This window comes from Rahnella sp. NRRL B-41462, from assembly GCF_003263525.1.
Taxonomy (GTDB): Bacteria; Pseudomonadota; Gammaproteobacteria; order Enterobacterales; family Enterobacteriaceae; genus Rahnella; species Rahnella aceris.
This window is the reverse complement of the sequence record NZ_JYDF01000055.1, coordinates 19,770-37,793: the sequence shown is the minus strand read 5'-3', so window position 1 is coordinate 37,793 and position 18,024 is coordinate 19,770. Positions and strand designations below refer to the sequence as shown.

The following is an 18,024-nucleotide window of genomic DNA, read 5'->3' as shown; positions in this document are numbered from 1 at the left end:
GCCCATGTTAAGGCTGTGAGCAACCGCGGCGAGCTGAACGTACTGATCGTCATCGAGCACTGACAGCATCAGCAAAATCGCATCAGCCTGATAGAAACGGGCCAGATGGATCTGATACGGGTCGATAATAAAATCTTTGCACAGCACAGGCTGTGTGACGGTTTTGCTCACCAGCGGCAGAAAATCAAAACTGCCCTGGAAGTATTTTTCGTCCGTTAATACGGAGATGGCGGAAGCGTAGTCTTTATAAACGCTGGCGATTTCTACCGGATCAAAGTTATCGCGGATCTTGCCTTTCGACGGAGACGCTTGTTTGCACTCCAGAATAAAGGCGGTTCTTGCCCCTTGCAGGGCATGGTAGAAACTGCGCTGGCTCTGAGTTATGTCGTTCTGAAAGCTGGCCAGCGGTTGCTGATCTTTACGTGCCGCGACCCAAATTTCTTTATCGCGAACAATTTTGTGGAGCACGGTTTCCTGCTGCATCACTTATCCTCTTGCTGCCAATGCCACCACGCGCTGGTAGGGTTCACCGCTGCGCATGACGTCCAAAGCCTGTTGTGCATTTTGCTTTAAATCTTCCTGACCGAACAGACGCAGTAACATCGCTACATTAACGGCCACCGCGGCTTCATGGGCCGGATCTCCTTTACCTTGTAATAAGCGTGCCAGAATGTCACGGTTTTCTTCCGGCTCGCCACCCAGCAGGGATTCTATCGGATAATTATCCATACCGAAGTCCTGTGGCGTCAGTTCATAACTGGTTATTTGACCGTCTTTCAGCTCCGCAACCTGCGTTGCCGCGTGGATCGCCACTTCATCCATGCCGCCGCCGTGAACCACCGCAGCACGCTCATAACCCAGTGCCCGCAATGTTTCTGCAATCGGCTGCACCAGTTCGGGGCTGTACACGCCAATCAGTGCCAGCGGCGGACGTGCCGGGTTGATCAGCGGCCCGAGCACGTTAAACAGCGTGCGGGTTTTCAGCGATTTACGCACCGGCATCGCATGGCGGAAACCGGTGTGGTATTGCGGCGCGAACAGGAAACACACACCCAGATCATCCAGCGCGGCCCGGGATTCTTCCGCAGGCATATCCAGACGGATGCCAAAAGCAGCCAGTAAATCCGATGAGCCCGAACGGCTGGACACGCTGCGGTTGCCGTGTTTTGCCACCCGTGCCCCACACGCTGCCGCTACAAAGGCGCTGGCGGTGGAAATATTGATGCTGTTGGTGCCGTCGCCGCCGGTGCCGACAATGTCCGCAAACGGATAGTCAGGACGCGGGAACGGCTCGGCGTGTGCCAGCAATGCTTTGGCGGCGCCGGCGATTTCAGCCGGTTGCTCACCGCGCACTTTCATGCTGATTAATGCACCGGCCAGTTGCGCCGGTTCCAGTTCGCCATTCACGATGGCGGTAAATAGCTGCTGGCTTTCTTCCTGCGTCATTGTCTGAGCGCGGAACAGATTGTCGAGAATGCCGGGAATAGTTTGCGTTTGCATGACAGTTCTCCTTACGCCAAAGCCCAGGCCAGTGTCTGCTCAAGCAGACGGCGCCCTGTGAAGTTAAAATGGATTCCGGATGGAACTGGAAACCGCAGACGCGATCTTCTTCGTGACGTACTGCCATCACCATATCGCCGTAGCGGGCGTTGACGGTCAGTCCCTCAGGGATCTGGCTGCCGACCAGCGAGTGATAACGCGCCACCGGCAGTGGATTGTTCATACCGGCGAACATCGCTTCGTTGTCATGCGTAATAGAAGAGGCTTTGCCGTGCAGGATTTCACCGGCCTGGCCGACGAAACCGCCGTAGGTTTCCACAATTGCCTGATGACCGAGACAGATACCGATAATCGGCAACTGACCGCGCAGACGTTTGAGCAGCTCAGGCATGCAACCGGCTTCGGACGGCGTACCCGGTCCCGGAGAAAGCACCAGCACCGGTTTTTCCAGCTGGCTGAGTTTTTCAATAATGACGTCAGCCGGGATCTGATTGCGATAAATCACCACGTTATGTCCGCTCGAGCGCAACTGATCGACGAGGTTGTATGTAAAGGAATCGACGTTATCGATGAGTAAGATATCGGCCATCTTAAAATACCTCTTTCGCATTATGGGCGGTGGCGATGGCACGCAGCACTGCACGGGCTTTATTACGGGTTTCGTCGGCTTCGGCTTGCGGAACGGAATCGAGCACCACACCGCCGCCAGCCTGTACGGTGGCGATGCCGTCTTCGACATAGGCGGAGCGGATCACGATGCAGGTATCTAAATCACCGTGAGCGGTGAAGTAACCCACTGCGCCGCCGTAGCTTCCGCGACGGGTTTGCTCGGAGGCAGAAATCAGCTGCATGGCGCGCACTTTCGGTGCGCCGGTCAGTGTGCCCATGTTCATCACGGCCTGATAAGCGTGCAGTACGTCGAGGTCATGACGCAGCGTGCCAACCACGCGGGACACCAGATGCATCACGAAGGAATAGCGGTCAACTTTGGTCAGGTCGGCGACGTAACGGCTGCCCGGTTCGCAGATCCGTGCCAGATCGTTACGCGCCAAATCCACCAGCATCAGATGTTCGGCCAGCTCTTTATGGTCAGTCCGCATTTCCAGTTCGATGCGGCTGTCGAGATCCAAATCCAGTGAACCGTCAGCGCGGCGACCACGAGGGCGTGTACCGGCAATCGGATAGATTTCAATCTGACGGTTTGTCGCGTCGTATTTCAGCGCACTTTCCGGCGACGCGCCGAACAACGTGAAATCGTTATCCTGCATGAAGAACATATACGGGCTCGGGTTGTTGTTTTTCAGCGTTTCGTAAGCGGCCAGCGGAGCAGGGCACGGCAATGAGAAACGGCGTGAAGGCACCACCTGGAAAATTTCACCGGCGCGGATCGCCACTTTCATCTTCTCTACCACGGCACCAAACTCTTCATCGCTCTGATTTACGCTCAGTTGCATTTCCGGCACGCTCTGGTGCGGAATGGCGTGCGGCGGTAGCTGTAACTGGTGCTGCAGTTGTTCAAGGCGGGCTTGCAGACGCTGTTTCTCTTCCGGCGACGGCGTAAACAGGCTGGCCTGCAAACGACATGAACGGTTCTGATGGTCGAGTACCAGCAGAGTTTCTGCCAGATAGAAGCAGAAATCCGGGCAACGCTGGTCAGACTCTAATGCCGGTAAATCTTCAAAACCGGCGACCAGATCGTAGGCAAACAGACCGCCGAGGAACATCGCTTCGCGCTCATCGGCAGGCGCTTCAACTGAGGTCAGGATGCTGCGTAACGCATCAAACACGGAGCGCGAACGCAGGCGGGCGTCTTCATCCTGCATCTGGTCGATGGACGGGAAACTCAGCTCGCGGCCATTCGGACGCACGTCGTTACGCATTTCAGCCGGTAACGCGGCGTCAATCAGTGAGAGTAATGACGCGCCGTTTGGCGTGAGTGCCTGAATCGAAACCCGGGAACCCAGCGCCGTGATGCGCAGGGCGCTGTCGACAATCAACAGGCTCTTCAGGTTTTCTTTGCTGGTCACTTCGGAGGACTCCAGCAGCAGGGTCGCCGGCCGGGCGCCGCACAACTGATGGAAAATGGCCGTCGGGTCGCCGCGGTAACATCCTTCTGCGGTCAGCAATTCTAAACGTGGTTTCTGAATAGTCATTTTGCTTCCTGAAATTTTCTCAACGTTTGTATTAAACGGATTTCAAATTAGACGGCCACAAAAAAGCCCGCATTATGCGGGCTTCGGAAATCTTGCAGCGTCTGATGACAGCTATGCGTGATTACTCCGCCCGACAAGGGGAAGTACGCCACCAGCTGAGAACCGCCATCATGTAAGTTTTCATCATCAGACACTCTTGTTTGTTTATGAAGCTATCGTTTTTAAAACGTAAGCTTTCTGAATCGGTTTGTCACGGTGTTCATTGCTGAGCTATTCCGTGAACTTGCGTACTAGTAAACTAGTTCAGAGATGTAAAGTCAACCCTCTTTTAGCGCAATTTCCCCCTTTGGTGCGGCGACGTTGTGCAAACAGTGTTGTTATAGCACTGTAACAGTGCGTAACGGACGGGTGAAATCATCCCTAACGTGCAACGCACTAACGCGTTATGATATGTGCTGCATTCAGAAACAGGTTAATTCCCCACGTGACGATGACTTTACCAACAAACACTTCGCCTTCAGCAGACGACCAGATAACCCGCAACGCATTTACCCTTTACGATCTCCACAGCCATACCACGGCATCTGACGGCTATTTAACACCGGAAGCGCTGGTGGCGCGTGCAGTAGAAATGCGTGTCGGCGTACTGGCGATCACCGATCACGACAGCACGGAAGGGCTGGCGCGGGCGGCGCGGGCGATTGCTGACAATCAGCTGCCACTGCAACTGGTAAACGGTGTCGAGATTTCTACGCTGTGGGAAAATCATGAGATCCATATTGTCGGGCTGGGTATCGACCCGGGGCATCCGGCGATGGTGGAATTACTGAAAGTGCAGGCCGATTTGCGTCAGCAGCGTGCGCAGGAAATGGGCCGTCGTCTGGCGAAAGCGCGCATCGAAGGCGCGTGGGAAGGTGCGTTACGTCTGGCCGATGGCGGAGCCGTCACCCGTGCACATTTTGCCCGTTATCTGGTGGAATTCGGCGCGGCTGACAACATTGCGCAGGTATTCAAAAAATACCTCGCCAAGGGCAAGACCGGCTACGTTCCGCCACAGTGGTGTACAATAGAACAAGCGATTGATGCAATTCATCAGTCTGGCGGACAGGCGGTTGTCGCCCATCCGGGACGTTATGAACTGTCCACAAAATGGCTGAAACGCTTACTGGCGTTCTTTGCTGAACAGGGTGGCGACGCGATGGAAGTCGCGCAATGTCAGCAGGCACCCAATGAGCGTGCACAACTGGCGGCTTACGCCCGTGATTATCAGTTGCTCGCCTCACAGGGATCTGATTTCCATCAGCCTTGTTCGTGGATTGAGCTGGGGCGCAAACTTTGGCTTCCCGCAGGCGTAGAACCGGTATGGCAACACTGGCCGGTCGCCGGGAAACAGCCTGAAATTGAACCGGTCTGAAGCCCGACCGCAGAAGAAGAATTAAGAGGGAAAAATGAGTCAATATTTTTATATTCATCCGGAAAACCCGCAGCCCCGCCTGATTAATCAGGCCGTAGAATTGCTGCGCAAAGGCCAGGTTATCGTGTATCCGACAGATTCCGGTTATGCACTGGGTTGCCGTCTGGAAGAGAAAAACGCCATGGAGCGTATTTGCCGGATTCGTCAGCTGGACAGCAACCATAACTTCACCCTGGTGTGCCGTGATTTGTCTGAGCTGTCGACTTACGCCTATGTGGATAACGCGGCTTTCCGCCTGATGAAAAACAACACGCCGGGCAATTACACGTTCATCCTGAAAGCGACCAAAGAAGTGCCGCGCCGTCTGATGAGCGAGAAACGTAAAACGATCGGCCTGCGCGTGCCGTCCAATCCGATTGCGATTGCCTTGCTGGAGGCGCTGGGCGAGCCGCTGATGTCGACCACGCTGATGCTGCCGGGCAATGACTTTGCAGAATCCGATCCGGAAGATATCAAAGATCATTTGGGCAAGGTGGTGGATCTGGTGATTGACGGCGGGTCTATTGGTCAGCAGCCTACCACGGTGGTTGATCTGACAGAGGCTGCGCCCGAAGTGGTGCGTGAAGGCGCGGGCGATCCGACACCGTTCCTCTGAGGCTTGTTTGAAAAATAACCGGACTGCAACGTTTTTTGCAGGATACAAATTGCATATAAATGTGTATAATGGCAGGCTGACTTTTTTCTAAGTCATTGTAATGATACGCAATAACTGAATTTTTGCGGGCAGATGACAAATCAGGTCATGCTGCCGGCTCCCCCCGACGCCTGTGAAGGCGACAAATGAGGCTGCTCAATGAGCGAGAAGTATAATTCCCAGAAGCACACCAGCGACAAATCCAAAGCATCACGTCCATCTGGTGACAAGCCAAAAAGTGGCAGGAATTCCGGCGCAGCAAAAAGCCGTCCGGAACCGTCGCGGGCTGAAAAGCGCGGCGAAAAGCCACGTACTGACAAACCGCGCAGCGACAAACCGCGCAGCGACAAACCGCGCAGCGACAAACCGCGCAGCGACAAACCGCGTTCAGACAAACCACGTTCTGACGCAGGCCGCAGCGATTCGCGTTCTGAATCCCGTATCGACAATTCACGTATAGAAAAAGCACGCAGCGGCAAACCGGGTCGTCCGGAACATGCACGCGGTGAAAAGCCACGTACGTTGAAACCTCGCGGAACCAAACCTAAAGCTGAAGCACTGTTTGATGAAAACGGTGACGAAGAAGAAGTGAAATACCAGAAGCCGAAGAACGCACTGGACAGCACCGAAGGTCAAAGCGAAAAACTGCAAAAAGTCCTCGCCCGCGCAGGTCATGGTTCACGTCGTGAAGTTGAAGCGATGATCCAGGCTGGCCGCGTCAGCGTTGACGGTAAAATTTCTACGCTGGGCGACCGCGTGGAAGTCACCGGCGGTACCAAAATTCGTCTTGATGGACACGTTCTGTCAGTGATGGAATCTCAGGACACCGTTTGCCGCGTACTGGCGTACTACAAGCCTGAAGGCGAGTTGTGTACACGCAATGATCCGGAAGGCCGTCCGACCGTCTTTGACCGTCTGCCAAAAATGCGCGGTTCCCGCTGGATCGCCGTAGGTCGTCTGGACGTTAACACGTCAGGCCTGCTGTTATTCACCACCGACGGTGAACTGGCTAATCGCCTGATGCACCCGAGTCGTGAAGTTGAGCGTGAATATGCCGTACGTGTTTTCGGTCAGGTTGATGATGAAAAAATCAAACAACTGAGCCGTGGCGTGCAGCTGGAAGACGGTCCCGCGGCGTTCCGCTCGATCAAATTCCAGGGCGGTGAAGGTTTGAACCAGTGGTACAACGTGACCCTGACAGAAGGACGTAACCGCGAGGTTCGTCGTCTGTGGGAAGCTGTTGGCGTACAGGTAAGCCGTCTGATCCGCGTGCGTTACGGTGATCTGAATCTGCCTAAAGGCCTGCCTCGCGGTGGCTATAAAGAGCTGGATCTGCCAGACATCAACTATCTGCGCACACTGGTCGACATGACGGAAGAAACGGTCAGCAAACTGCCGGTTGAGCGTGATCGTCGTCGCGTAAAAGCCAACCAGATCCGTCGTGCTGTGAAGCGCCATACTCAGGTTGCACCGACGCGCCGCACTACCGGCCCGGCAAAACGGGGTTAATCGCTGACAAGCGAGGCACTTGCGTCTATGCTCATAAACCGCAGTCAGTGACTGCGGTTTTTTTTTGCTCAAAATTCAGGGCATAACATTATTCTGCATCCACCCTGTTCATGAATACTCTTCAGTAATACAACGCAAGGAGCTGATTATGATGCTAATCACCGGAGGTGCCCGCAGTGGTAAAAGCCATTTTGCTGAGCAGATAGCAGAGAAACGTGGCGGCGAAGTGTTGTATATCGCCACCTCGGTCGTTACTGATGCCGAAATGGCGGATCGCATCCGTTATCACCAGCAACAACGTCCGGCTCACTGGCATACGTTTGAAAGCTATCGTGATCTGGGGGATGTCGTACTCGCGCATCAGGCGCAGTTTCCGACCATTATTATCGAGTGCATCACGACGTTGATTACCAATCTTCTGTTTGATCTGGCCGGTGAAACACCGCCGGAACACATGGATTTTGACGCAATAGAACAGCATATTTTTGCGCAAACCACGAAACTGATGGAAGCTGCGCAACATCCTGAATCTGAAGTGATTATTGTCACTAATGAAGTGGGGATGGGCATTGTGCCGGATAACCTGCTGGCGCGGCGTTTTCGTGATATTGCGGGGCGGGTGAATCAGCAACTGGCTGCCGCGGCGGATGATGTCTACCTGATCGTATCCGGCATTCCGGTACCGGTGAAAACATCGGAATAAAACGACTCAGAACAGGGTGTTTATTATGGCTTTATGGCGGCTGTTTCTCGCGACATTGCAGTTTCTCACCCGCATCCCGGTCAGGGATCGCTGGTGCGATGGCATTGAACTGAAAGAGTATGCACGCGGTATTGTCTGTTTTCCGCTGGTCGGGCTGGTTATCGGTTTACTGTCCGCGCTGGTGTGGCAGATTTTAATGCCGCATATCGGTGTGCTTCCGGCGGCGATTGCGGTTGTCATTGCACATATTATGCTGACCGGCGGTTTACATCTCGACGGGCTGGCCGACAGTTGCGACGGTTTATTTTCGGTGCGCAGCCGGGAGCGTATTCTCGAGATTATGCGCGACAGCCGGATCGGCACCAACGGCGCGCTGGCGCTGATTGTGGCTGTTCTGTTACGAACCGCACTGGTTTATCAGATGAACGCCGACGGATTGCCGGTGCTGGCGTTTCTTATCGTCACGCCGGTTGTCGGGCGGAGCATGATGGCGGTGATGATGTACCGTCAGGCTTATGCCCGCGAGTCAGGAATGGGCAATTTGTTTATTGGTAAGATCAGCGAAGGGCGCTTTGGTATCACATTACTGTTGATGGCAACGCTGGTGCTGCTCATCGGCGGGTTATTCTCCCTGTTTGCATTACTGGTGACGTTGCTGTTTGTTCTCGGTTTCCGGCGTTTTGTCGCCACGCGCATTGGCGGCCAGACCGGCGATACGCTGGGCGCGGCATGTGAATTGAGTGAACTGGTCTTTCTGTTTTTCCTGTTATGGCACTGAGACAAGGGACAAAATTATGAAACTGTATCTGATACGGCACGGACAAACTCAGGCTAACGTTAACGGCGTTTTTTGCGGCAGCAGCGACATTGCGCTGACCGCCGAGGGTGAGCGACAGGCGCAGCATGTGGCGCGTCAGCTGGCTTCTACCTCGCTTGATGCACTGATTCACACGGATATGCGCCGCAGCCGCGATACGGCGGGCATTATTGCTTACGGGCGCGAACTGGCAATGGAAACTCAGCCGCTGTTGCAGGAAATGGGGTTTGGCGAGTGGGAAATGCGCCATCACAAAGAACTCGAAGCCTCGCAGGCAGAAGGCTATCAGGCCTGGTGTCAGGACTGGCAAAAGGCCGACGTACCGCAAGGTGAGTCATTTACAGATTTCACTCAGCGTATCCGGCAGGCGTTGCAGCAGTTGCATTTGCGTCCGCAGGAAAGCAGGCTGGCAATAGTCGCGCATCAGGGTTCACTCAGCCTGCTGCTGGCGATGATGCTGAAACTGGCACCGGCTGACATGTGGCGTTTTCCATTTAAGCAAGGCTGCCTGTGTGAAATTGATCTCAGCCCCGGCGCTTGTGTCATTCAGCGTTTTAATGACAGCGGTATTTAACTTTTAAACTGGTAAGGACAACCCGATGGCTTCTCTGGCCAATATTATCCGTCAGATTGCTGAACCCGATGCACAGGCCGCACAAACGGCTGCTGCGCGGCTCGACAGTCTGGTAAAACCTTTAGGCAGTCTTGGCCGCCTGGAACAACTGGCGATTCAGCTGTCATCCATCCGGGGTGATCAGCCTTTGCATTTTCCGAGCAAAGAAGTGCTGGTGATGGCGGCCGATCATGGCGTGTGGCAGGAAGGCGTCACACCCTCCCCGCAGGAGGTAACGGCGATTCAGGCGGTGAACATCGTGCAGGGCAAAGCCGGGGTTTCTGTGCTGGCTCGGGTGGCCGGGGCGCAGGTGACGCTGATTGACTGCGGAATCATTGGGGCGGATATTCCCGGCACGCTGAATCACAAAGTTGCGCAGGGAACCGGCAATATTGCCACCGGCCCGGCGATGACGCGCGAACAGGCGGAATCTTTACTGATCTGGTGTGCGGAACGGGTGATCGCGAAAGCTGAAAACGGTTTATCCCTGCTGGCTGTCGGTGAGCTCGGGATGGCAAACACCACGCCAGCGGCGGCGATGGTGGCGGTGCTGACCGGCGCTGCGCCAGCGCAAACCGTCGGGCTGGGTGCGAATCTTCCGCCGGACAGACTGGCGCATAAAATCAGCGTGGTCGAAAAAGCCATTGCGGTAAATCAGCCGGATCCGTCAGATGCACTGGATGTGATGGCGAAAGTCGGGGGATTCGAACTGGTAGCCATGGCGGGTGCGATGATTGGCGCGGCGGCGGCGGGTATTCCGCTGGTGCTGGATGGCTTCCTTTCTTACGCGTCGGCGCTGGCAGCGTGTCAGTTAGCACCTGCGCTGAAACCCTATCTTATCCCTTCGCATATTTCAGCAGAGCAGGGCGCAACGCTGGCGCTTGAAGCGCTGGGCCTGCAACCGTATTTCGATCTGAATTTACGACTGGGCGAGGGCAGCGGCGCGGTGCTGGCGTTACCGCTGATTGATGCTGCCTGTGCTGTCCATAACGAAATGGCGACGCTGGCGGAGTGTCAGATAGCGCTTTAAAAGTTAAAGCAGGGCGTTACCAGTCAATGCCCTGCTGCGCCATAATTCCGGCGTCAAACGCATGTTTCACCGGACGGAGTTCGCTGACGGTATCGGCCATTTCCAGCAGATCACGATGGCAGCCGCGCCCGGTGATAATCACGGTCTGGTGCGCGGGACGGGCTTTCAGCGCATCCACCACGTCCTGCAAATCCAGATAGCCAAAACTGACCATATACGTCAGTTCATCAAGCACCACGAGATCTAATGATGCATCAGCCAGCATCCGTTTACCGTGCTGCCAGACAGCCTGGCAGGCTTCGGTATCCGTTTCTTTATTCTGCGTTTCCCAGGTAAAACCGGTCGCCATCACCTGAAATTCCACGCCATGAGGCTCGAGCAGATTTTTCTCGCCGTTAGGCCATTCACCTTTAATAAACTGGATCACTGCCGCGCGCATGCCATGGCCGACAGCGCGGGTCACCGTGCCAAATGCCGCCGTGGTTTTGCCCTTACCGTTACCGGTAAATACAATCAGTATTCCGCGCTGTTCTTTGGCGGCGTCAATGCGCGCATCAACCTGTTCTTTCAGCTTTTGCTGGCGCTGTTTATGGCGATCTTCAGTCATCAGAGACTCCGTGATTATTTATTCTGCCGGACCGGCTTTGCGCCCTGGCTGGGCATCAAAACTGATACCTGTTTTACGGCGGCTGTCATCGCCCATCAGATACAGATACAGCGGCATAATATCAGCCGGTGTCTTGAGTTTATCTTTGTTTTCATCGGGGAACGCGGAGGCGCGCATGCTGGTGCGTGTGCCGCCAGGATTGATGCAGTTGACGCGCAGGCCGGTATGCTTATGTTCTTCGGCCAGCACCTGCATCATACCTTCGGTGGCGAATTTTGACACGGCGTAAGCACCCCAGCCGCTGCGGCCTTCGCGTCCGACGCTGGACGTGGTGAACACCAGCGAAGAACTGGCGGATTTCAGCATCAGCGGCAGTAACGACTGAGTCAGCATAAACGTGGCGTTCACATTGACCTGCATGACGTTCATCCAGTCCTGCAACTTAATCTCAGCCATTGGCGTGATGTCAGTCAGCAATCCGGCGTTGTGCAAAACGCCGTCCAGATGCGGCACCCATGCAGTGATTTGATCTGCGACGCGCTGGCAATCCTGCTGACTGGCGGTTTGTAAATCCAGTGCATAAATGAAAGCCGGTCGCAGATTACGTGCGGCAATTTCCTGCTGCACACTGGCCAGTTTACTCTCAGTACGGCCCAGTAAAATCACCTGCGCGCCGAAACGGGCATACGTCAGTGCGGCTTCACGGCCGATGCCGTCGCCGGCGCCAGTGACCAGAATGATACGGTTATTGAGCAAATCGGATTTAGGATGATAATGCACGGTCAGTCCTCTTAAGGGGGGCGGCGATGTGGCGGTAAATGACGTCATCACATCAGGCGCTCTTCATATCAAAAATGGCGGAAACGGGAGATATTGCGCTCAACCAGAGTCCGGCATTTTGGTGAAAATTTTAGCTTTTTCGGGTGCAATCACCGCTTATATGCCTCAAATGGGCATGAGTTTCAATGATTAACCGAAAAGCGGGCAGCTCTTTTGTAACAAAATTGGAACACAGACGCACTCTGTTTTACGTCTGAGTCATGATGTCATCTTCGAACAAGACGTCAGTGCGGCGATTGTTTAGAATGTTTAACATCTTTCTTACCACGGTTTTATTACCACGTTGAAAAGGCGGTATGTGTGGATTTACTTTCTCTTTATGGGCTATTTTTGGCCAAAGTCGTGACCGTTGTGATCGCCATCGGGGCGCTGGTCGTGTTGTTTGTCGGCCTCCGTCAGCGTAAATCTCACGGCAAAGGTGAGTTACACCTGGTCGATTTAGGTGAACAGTATCGCGAAATGCAACGTGAAATGCGCAGTGCGCGCATGAACCCTGCCGAACTTAAAATTCGCAGCAAGGAACTGAAGAAAAAGGATAAAGCGGAAGCAAAACAGAAAAAACTGCAAGCCAAAACCGGCAGTTCGAAAAGCAAACCTTGCCTGTATGTACTCGATTTCAAAGGCAGTATGGATGCACACGAAGTCACCTCACTGCGGGAAGAAATCTCGGCGGTGCTGGCCGTTGCAACCCCGGAAGACGAAGTGTTGTTGCGCCTCGAAAGCCCGGGCGGTGTGGTGCACGGTTACGGCCTGGCGGCATCACAACTTGTGCGTCTGCGTCAGAGTGGTATTCGTCTGACGGTTGCGGTAGATAAAGTCGCAGCCAGTGGCGGTTACATGATGGCCTGTGTGGCGGACAGGATTGTCGCCGCGCCGTTTGCCATCATCGGTTCGATCGGCGTGGTGGCGCAGATCCCAAACTTTAACCGTTTGCTCAAACGAAATGACATTGATATTGAGTTGCACACGGCGGGCGAGTTTAAACGTACCCTGACGTTGCTGGGTGAAAATACCGAAGAAGGTCGTGAAAAGTTCCGTGAAGATCTGAATGAAACGCATGTGCTGTTTAAAGAGTTTGTTCATCAGAACCGGCCGTCGCTGGACATTGATGCGGTAGCCACCGGTGAGCACTGGTTTGGTACCCAGGCGCGTGAAAATGGCCTGATTGATGCTATTGGTACCAGTGATGATTTACTGATTGCAGAAATGAAAAATCATGAAGTGATTGCGGTGCGTTACAGCCGTCGTAAACGCATGATGGACCGTTTCACCGGCAGCGCGGCAGAGAGTGCTGATCGCCTGTTCCTGCGCTGGTTACAACGCAGTCAGAAACCGCTGCTGTAATCTATTTTTTTCGCAAGGCATACAATAAAAAGGGACGAATGTCCCTTTTTAATCCTGCGGATTAAGCCCCGCCGTTTACCGGTTGTGTATACCTTTATTAGCGATTGTTTTATCTCAATCTTCGAGATGGTATTTTTCTGAAAAAAGATGAGCCAGGTGTTTAAACATATTAAATACCGCAGTGGTTTTTCTGGTCGGTAAACCGTCTTCATCCATGAAAAACTCCCCGCGGAAAACCAGCACATTGCCTTTCTGCTCAACCTCTGTCGCCAGCATTCCATGCATGTAATCTTCGTGCTCACGGATAACCTTATTCGCTTCGACCAGTAAAGCTTCGCGACTAATTGCCGATGTATTTTCGTGCATGATATTTACTCCCCACTATAATTGCTGACGTTATTGTAATCCTGACGCTGATAAAACCGCAAATCTGCTGGGGGTAATCTGCTTAATCGCTCTGGTTATAATTTGAGCGCCTTTATAAAAAACGGGCGCGTATTGGCGAAAAGGGCCTTTCCGTGTTAATTAGTTTGCGTGACGATTTTTATCAGGTAGAGTGTGGGATTTTGTGGCTTCAGGTGGAATGTTTTGTTTACGCTTGGTCATTATTTGACTTAAAAATGGGCGCATTCTGCTGAGCCCTGTCTGGTTAATCCCTCGCAGAATCAGTGTTTTGAACCTCTGGAAGTCAGTTCGCTCCTTCTTTTAAAGAAATCAGTTGACGTTCTGACTCACTGCCGCAATATAAAAAAAGACGTGATATTGTGCCGCGGCATAACTAGACAAAATCTTCTTCAGATGATGAAGAATCATTCAGGTAAAGGTAATTATGGGCAAAGCTCTCGTAATAGTTGAGTCCCCGGCAAAAGCCAAAACGATTAATAAATATTTAGGAAATGACTACGTTGTTAAGTCCAGCGTTGGTCATATCCGTGATTTACCGACCAGTGGATCCGCTGCTAAAAAGACCGCCGACTCAACCGAAGAAAAAACAAAGAAAAAAGTAAAAAAGGATGAGAAAACCGCGCTGGTTAATCGCATGGGCGTCGATCCGTATCACGGTTGGGAAGCACAATACGAAATACTTCCGGGTAAAGAAAAAGTTGTTGCTGAGTTAAAAGCGTTAGCGGAAAAAGCTGACCACATCTATCTCGCAACCGACCTTGACCGCGAAGGAGAGGCGATTGCCTGGCATTTGCGGGAAGTGATTGGTGGTGATGACAAACGTTTCAGCCGTGTCGTTTTTAACGAAATTACCAAGAACGCGATTCAAAACGCCTTTAAAGAACCGGGCGAACTGAATATTGATCGTGTGAATGCTCAGCAGGCGCGTCGTTTCATGGACCGCGTGGTGGGTTACATGGTTTCTCCGCTGCTGTGGAAGAAAATTGCCCGTGGTTTATCCGCAGGTCGTGTTCAGTCCGTTGCGGTGCGTCTGGTCGTCGAGCGTGAGAAAGAAATCAAAGCGTTCGTGCCGGAAGAATACTGGGAATTGCATGCGGATTTGCTGGCGAAGAAAGAAACCGCGCTGCAAATGGAAGTCACGCATCATCTCGAAAAACCGTTCAAACCGGTCAATAAAGAACAAACTCACGCGGCCGTTTCGCTGCTTGAAAAAGCGCGTTACACCGTGGTGGATCGTGAAGACAAACCGACCAGCAGCAAGCCGGGTGCGCCTTTCATTACTTCCACACTGCAACAGGCGGCCAGTACGCGTCTGAGCTTCGGTGTGAAGAAAACCATGATGATGGCCCAGCGTCTTTACGAAGCCGGTCACATTACCTATATGCGTACGGACTCCACTAACCTGAGTCAGGACGCCGTGGAAATGGTGCGCGGCTATATTGGCGAGAATTTTGGTGATAAATACCTGCCGAAAGCGCCGCTGCAATACAGCAATAAAGAGAATTCTCAGGAAGCGCACGAAGCGATTCGTCCTTCTGACGTGGCCGTGATTTCAGAACAACTGAAAGATATGGAAGCGGATGCTCAACGTCTGTATCAGCTAATCTGGCGTCAGTTTGTGGCCTGTCAGATGACACCGGCTCAGTACGACTCCACTACGCTGACGGTGAAAGCGGGCGATTACTCTCTGCGCGCCAAAGGTCGTACGCTGCGTTTTGATGGCTGGACCAAAGTCATGCCGGCGTTGCGTAAAGGCGACGAAGACAGAACCTTGCCGGCGATCGAAGTGGGTACGGATCTGGAGCTGCAACAACTGCTGCCCACCCAGCATTTCACCAAGCCGCCTGCGCGTTTCAGCGAAGCGTCTCTGGTTAAAGAACTGGAAAAACGTGGCATTGGCCGTCCGTCTACCTATGCGTCGATCATTTCGACCATTCAGGACAGGGGTTACGTTCACGTTGAAAACCGTCGCTTCTACGCAGAAAAAATGGGGGAAATCGTTACCGATCGTCTGGAAGATAACTTCCGTGAATTGATGAACTACGATTTCACCGCACGTATGGAAGACGGGCTGGATCAGGTCGCCAATAACAAGGCGGAATGGAAAGCCGTTCTGGATGAATTCTTCACTGAATTCAGTAAGCAGCTGGAAACTGCTGAGAAAGACCCGGAAGAAGGCGGTATGCGCCCGAATCAGATGGTGTTGACCAGCATTGAATGCCCGACCTGCGGACGTCCGATGGGGATCCGTACCGCCAGCACTGGCGTGTTCCTCGGTTGTTCCGGCTACGCCTTGCCGCCGAAAGAGCGCTGCAAAACCACCATCAACCTGATTGCTGATGCCGAAGTGCTGAACATTCTGGAAGGTGATGAAGCCGAAGCCAACGCGCTGCGTGCGAAGCGTCGTTGCGTCAAATGCGGCACGGCGATGGACAGCTATCTCATCGATAATCAGCGCAAATTGCATGTTTGTGGTAACAACCCGGAATGTGATGGCTATGAAATCGAAGAGGGTGAGTTCCGCATCAAGGGTTATGACGGCCCGATTGTTGAGTGCGAAAAATGTGGCTCTGAAATGCACCTGAAAATGGGACGTTTCGGTAAGTACATGGGCTGTACCAACGACGAATGCAAAAACACCCGTAAGATTTTGCGAAACGGTGACGTTGCGCCGCCGAAAGAAGATCCGGTTCCGCTACCGGAATTGCCGTGTGAGAAATCAGACGCCTATTTCGTGCTGCGTGACGGTGCGGCAGGGGTATTCCTGGCTGCCAACACGTTCCCTAAATCGCGCGAAACCCGTGCGCCGCTGGTGGAGGAACTGAAGCGCTTCAAAGACCGCTTGCCGGAAAAACTCAGCTATCTGGCCGATGCGCCGGTGGCCGATCCGGAAGGCAATAAATCAATGGTGCGTTTCAGCCGTAAAACCAAGCAGCAGTATGTATCTTCAGAAAAAGACGGCAAAGCCACTGGCTGGACCGCTTTCTTTGTCGACGGTAAGTGGGTCGAAGGCAAAAAATAATTATCGCCGTCATACCTTAAGCTGTTAAGCAGTTGTAAAAAACCAGTCTTCCGGACTGGTTTTTTTATTGCATTAAGATCTATCATCGCGGAGTTATGCGTGTTTTTATTATCAGTCTGCGACAGTCCTCGATTATCGTTATGTTCTTCGGGTATACATGACGCTAATAATGGATATAATTGTTATATAAAATTTATTCTTATGCACTTAAGTAATAAGTTAATGCGTCTGGGGCATAAAAACGGTGCGTTCACAGACTTCCGGTAGTCGATAAAAAATCATTTCCAGACTGTTCAGCCAACGGATGAACAGGGATGGCGACAGGGTTTGAAACCAGGGTGGTATGAGATATGAAATTGCAGCAACTGCGCTACATCGTAGAGGTTGTTAATCACAATCTGAACGTCAGTTCGACGGCAGAAGGCCTGTACACGTCGCAGCCTGGGATCAGCAAACAAGTGCGGATGCTGGAAGATGAACTCGGGATCCAGATTTTTTCCCGCAGCGGTAAACATCTGACACAGGTCACGCCGGCAGGGCAGGAAATCATCCGTATTGCCCGTGAAGTATTGTCTAAAGTGGATGCGATCAAAGCTGTTGCTGGTGAGCATACCTATCCGGACAAAGGTTCGCTGTATGTCGCGACGACGCATACGCAGGCGCGTTATGCCTTACCGAATGTGATTAAAGGCTTTATCGAGCGTTATCCGCGCGTTTCATTGCATATGCATCAGGGGTCGCCGACGCAGATTGCTGAAGCAGTTTCAAAGGGCAATGCGGATTTTGCTATCGCCACCGAAGCGCTCCATCTGTATGACGATCTGATCATGCTGCCTTGCTACCACTGGAACCGTGCCGTGGTGGTTCAGCCTGATCATCCGCTGGCAGGTAAAGAGAAAGTCACCATTGAGGAACTGGCAGCTTATCCGATTGTGACCTATACCTTCGGCTTCACTGGCCGTTCAGAACTGGATACCGCGTTTAACCGCGCCGGTCTGACGCCACGCATTGTATTCACCGCCACCGATGCTGACGTCATCAAAACCTATGTCCGCCTGGGGCTGGGCGTCGGTGTCATCGCCAGCATGGCAGTGGATCCGGTTCAGGATCCGGATCTGGTGACCGTGGATGCGAGTGATATTTTCACCTACAGCACCACCAAAATCGGTTTCCGTCGCAGTACATTCCTGCGCAGCTATATGTACGATTTTATCCAGCGCTTTGCGCCGCACCTGACACGTGATGTGGTTGATACCGCTATTTCCCTGCGCTCCAACGAAGACATTGAAGAAATGTTCAAAGACATTAAGCTGCCGACAAAATAAGTCGTCATCCTCTATTTTTATCTCCCTGAGATCCCGCCGCATCCTCAC

Annotated in this window: 15 protein-coding genes, 2 pseudogenes and 1 other annotated feature; of the genes and pseudogenes, 11 read left to right on the top strand and 6 right to left on the bottom strand. The window is 53.0% G+C overall.

The window, feature by feature from the left end:
- The 3 genes and pseudogenes from UC14_RS14585 to UC14_RS14570 all read right to left on the bottom strand — a co-directional run.
- Positions 1-483: pseudogene (locus UC14_RS14585) on the bottom strand (bifunctional indole-3-glycerol phosphate synthase/phosphoribosylanthranilate isomerase); the annotation flags it as partial.
- Positions 484-486: 3 nt separating this feature from the next.
- Positions 487-2,089, bottom strand: a pseudogene (gene trpD, locus UC14_RS27115) (bifunctional anthranilate synthase glutamate amidotransferase component TrpG/anthranilate phosphoribosyltransferase TrpD).
- 1 nt (position 2,090) lies between these two features.
- Positions 2,091-3,653: an anthranilate synthase component 1 gene (locus UC14_RS14570; protein ID WP_112197966.1), complete on the bottom strand. Its 1,563-nt coding sequence runs from the start codon at positions 3,651-3,653 to the stop codon at positions 2,091-2,093.
- Positions 3,654-3,710: 57 nt separating this feature from the next.
- Positions 3,711-3,813 (bottom strand) — a sequence feature (Trp leader region).
- Positions 3,814-4,143: 330 nt separating this feature from the next.
- Here UC14_RS14570 and UC14_RS14565 point away from each other — a divergent pair.
- From UC14_RS14565 to cobT, 7 genes are all read left to right on the top strand, one after another.
- Positions 4,144-5,067: a PHP domain-containing protein gene (locus tag UC14_RS14565; RefSeq protein ID WP_013575923.1), complete on the top strand. Its 924-nt coding sequence runs from the start codon at positions 4,144-4,146 to the stop codon at positions 5,065-5,067.
- Between the two features lie 34 nt (positions 5,068-5,101).
- Positions 5,102-5,722 (top strand): L-threonylcarbamoyladenylate synthase, encoded by a 621-nt coding sequence (locus tag UC14_RS14560; RefSeq protein ID WP_013575922.1) that lies wholly within the window; start codon positions 5,102-5,104, stop codon positions 5,720-5,722.
- 627 nt (positions 5,723-6,349) lie between these two features.
- Positions 6,350-7,270 (top strand): 23S rRNA pseudouridine(2605) synthase RluB, encoded by a 921-nt coding sequence (rluB, locus tag UC14_RS14555; RefSeq protein WP_223509797.1) that lies wholly within the window; start codon positions 6,350-6,352, stop codon positions 7,268-7,270.
- 148 nt (positions 7,271-7,418) lie between these two features.
- Complete coding sequence (gene cobU / locus UC14_RS14550) at positions 7,419-7,973, top strand: bifunctional adenosylcobinamide kinase/adenosylcobinamide-phosphate guanylyltransferase (protein ID WP_013575920.1); 555 nt, start codon at positions 7,419-7,421, stop codon at positions 7,971-7,973.
- 25 nt (positions 7,974-7,998) lie between these two features.
- Positions 7,999-8,751 carry an adenosylcobinamide-GDP ribazoletransferase gene (cobS, locus tag UC14_RS14545; protein WP_112152293.1) on the top strand — a complete coding sequence of 251 codons (753 nt, stop codon included), beginning with the start codon at positions 7,999-8,001 and terminating at the stop codon, positions 8,749-8,751.
- Positions 8,752-8,767: 16 nt separating this feature from the next.
- Positions 8,768-9,364, top strand: a complete 597-nt coding sequence (gene cobC / locus UC14_RS14540; RefSeq protein ID WP_013575918.1) for an alpha-ribazole phosphatase — start codon at positions 8,768-8,770, stop codon at positions 9,362-9,364.
- 25 nt (positions 9,365-9,389) lie between these two features.
- A complete protein-coding gene (cobT, locus tag UC14_RS14535) occupies positions 9,390-10,433 on the top strand; it encodes a nicotinate-nucleotide--dimethylbenzimidazole phosphoribosyltransferase (RefSeq protein ID WP_112197964.1) in 1,044 nt (347 codons plus the stop codon).
- A 16-nt stretch (positions 10,434-10,449) separates the two neighbouring features.
- On the opposite strand, the gene cobO is transcribed toward cobT, so the two are convergent.
- Positions 10,450-11,040 carry a cob(I)yrinic acid a,c-diamide adenosyltransferase gene (cobO, locus tag UC14_RS14530; RefSeq protein WP_013575916.1) on the bottom strand — a complete coding sequence of 197 codons (591 nt, stop codon included), beginning with the start codon at positions 11,038-11,040 and terminating at the stop codon, positions 10,450-10,452.
- An 18-nt stretch (positions 11,041-11,058) separates the two neighbouring features.
- Positions 11,059-11,820 (bottom strand): YciK family oxidoreductase, encoded by a 762-nt coding sequence (locus tag UC14_RS14525; protein ID WP_112197963.1) that lies wholly within the window; start codon positions 11,818-11,820, stop codon positions 11,059-11,061.
- Between the two features lie 28 nt (positions 11,821-11,848).
- Here UC14_RS14525 and UC14_RS26735 point away from each other — a divergent pair, with 28 nt between their 5' ends.
- Together UC14_RS26735 and sohB are read left to right on the top strand one after the other, a co-directional pair.
- On the top strand, positions 11,849-12,013 hold the full coding sequence (locus UC14_RS26735; RefSeq protein ID WP_157962111.1) for a hypothetical protein: 165 nt from the start codon (positions 11,849-11,851) through the stop codon (positions 12,011-12,013).
- Positions 12,014-12,180: 167 nt separating this feature from the next.
- Positions 12,181-13,224: a protease SohB gene (sohB, locus tag UC14_RS14520; RefSeq protein ID WP_013575914.1), complete on the top strand. Its 1,044-nt coding sequence runs from the start codon at positions 12,181-12,183 to the stop codon at positions 13,222-13,224.
- A 114-nt stretch (positions 13,225-13,338) separates the two neighbouring features.
- Here the strand turns inward: sohB and UC14_RS14515 are convergent, their stop codons facing one another.
- Positions 13,339-13,590, bottom strand: a complete 252-nt coding sequence (locus UC14_RS14515) for a YciN family protein (protein WP_013575913.1) — start codon at positions 13,588-13,590, stop codon at positions 13,339-13,341.
- Between the two features lie 463 nt (positions 13,591-14,053).
- Between UC14_RS14515 and topA the strand changes: the two genes are divergently transcribed.
- Entirely contained in the window at positions 14,054-16,651 is a 2,598-nt protein-coding gene (gene topA / locus UC14_RS14510) for a type I DNA topoisomerase (RefSeq protein WP_013575912.1), read from the top strand.
- Positions 16,652-17,001: 350 nt separating this feature from the next.
- Positions 17,002-17,976 (top strand): HTH-type transcriptional regulator CysB, encoded by a 975-nt coding sequence (cysB, locus tag UC14_RS14505; protein WP_013575911.1) that lies wholly within the window; start codon positions 17,002-17,004, stop codon positions 17,974-17,976.
- Positions 17,977-18,024 lie beyond the last annotated feature (48 nt).

Bases quoted from the DNA above. Each gene is read 5' to 3' on its own strand.
- UC14_RS14570 (WP_112197966.1), bottom strand. From the start codon at position 3,653: ATGACTATTCAGAAACCACGTTTAGAATTGCTGACCGCAGAAGGATGT.
- UC14_RS14565 (WP_013575923.1), top strand. From the start codon at position 4,144: ATGACTTTACCAACAAACACTTCGCCTTCAGCAGACGACCAGATAACC.
- UC14_RS14560 (WP_013575922.1), top strand. From the start codon at position 5,102: ATGAGTCAATATTTTTATATTCATCCGGAAAACCCGCAGCCCCGCCTG.
- cobU (WP_013575920.1), top strand. From the start codon at position 7,419: ATGATGCTAATCACCGGAGGTGCCCGCAGTGGTAAAAGCCATTTTGCT.
- cobS (WP_112152293.1), top strand. From the start codon at position 7,999: ATGGCTTTATGGCGGCTGTTTCTCGCGACATTGCAGTTTCTCACCCGC.
- cobC (WP_013575918.1), top strand. From the start codon at position 8,768: ATGAAACTGTATCTGATACGGCACGGACAAACTCAGGCTAACGTTAAC.
- cobT (WP_112197964.1), top strand. From the start codon at position 9,390: ATGGCTTCTCTGGCCAATATTATCCGTCAGATTGCTGAACCCGATGCA.
- cobO (WP_013575916.1), bottom strand. From the start codon at position 11,040: ATGACTGAAGATCGCCATAAACAGCGCCAGCAAAAGCTGAAAGAACAG.
- UC14_RS14515 (WP_013575913.1), bottom strand. From the start codon at position 13,590: ATGCACGAAAATACATCGGCAATTAGTCGCGAAGCTTTACTGGTCGAA.
- topA (WP_013575912.1), top strand. From the start codon at position 14,054: ATGGGCAAAGCTCTCGTAATAGTTGAGTCCCCGGCAAAAGCCAAAACG.
- cysB (WP_013575911.1), top strand. From the start codon at position 17,002: ATGAAATTGCAGCAACTGCGCTACATCGTAGAGGTTGTTAATCACAAT.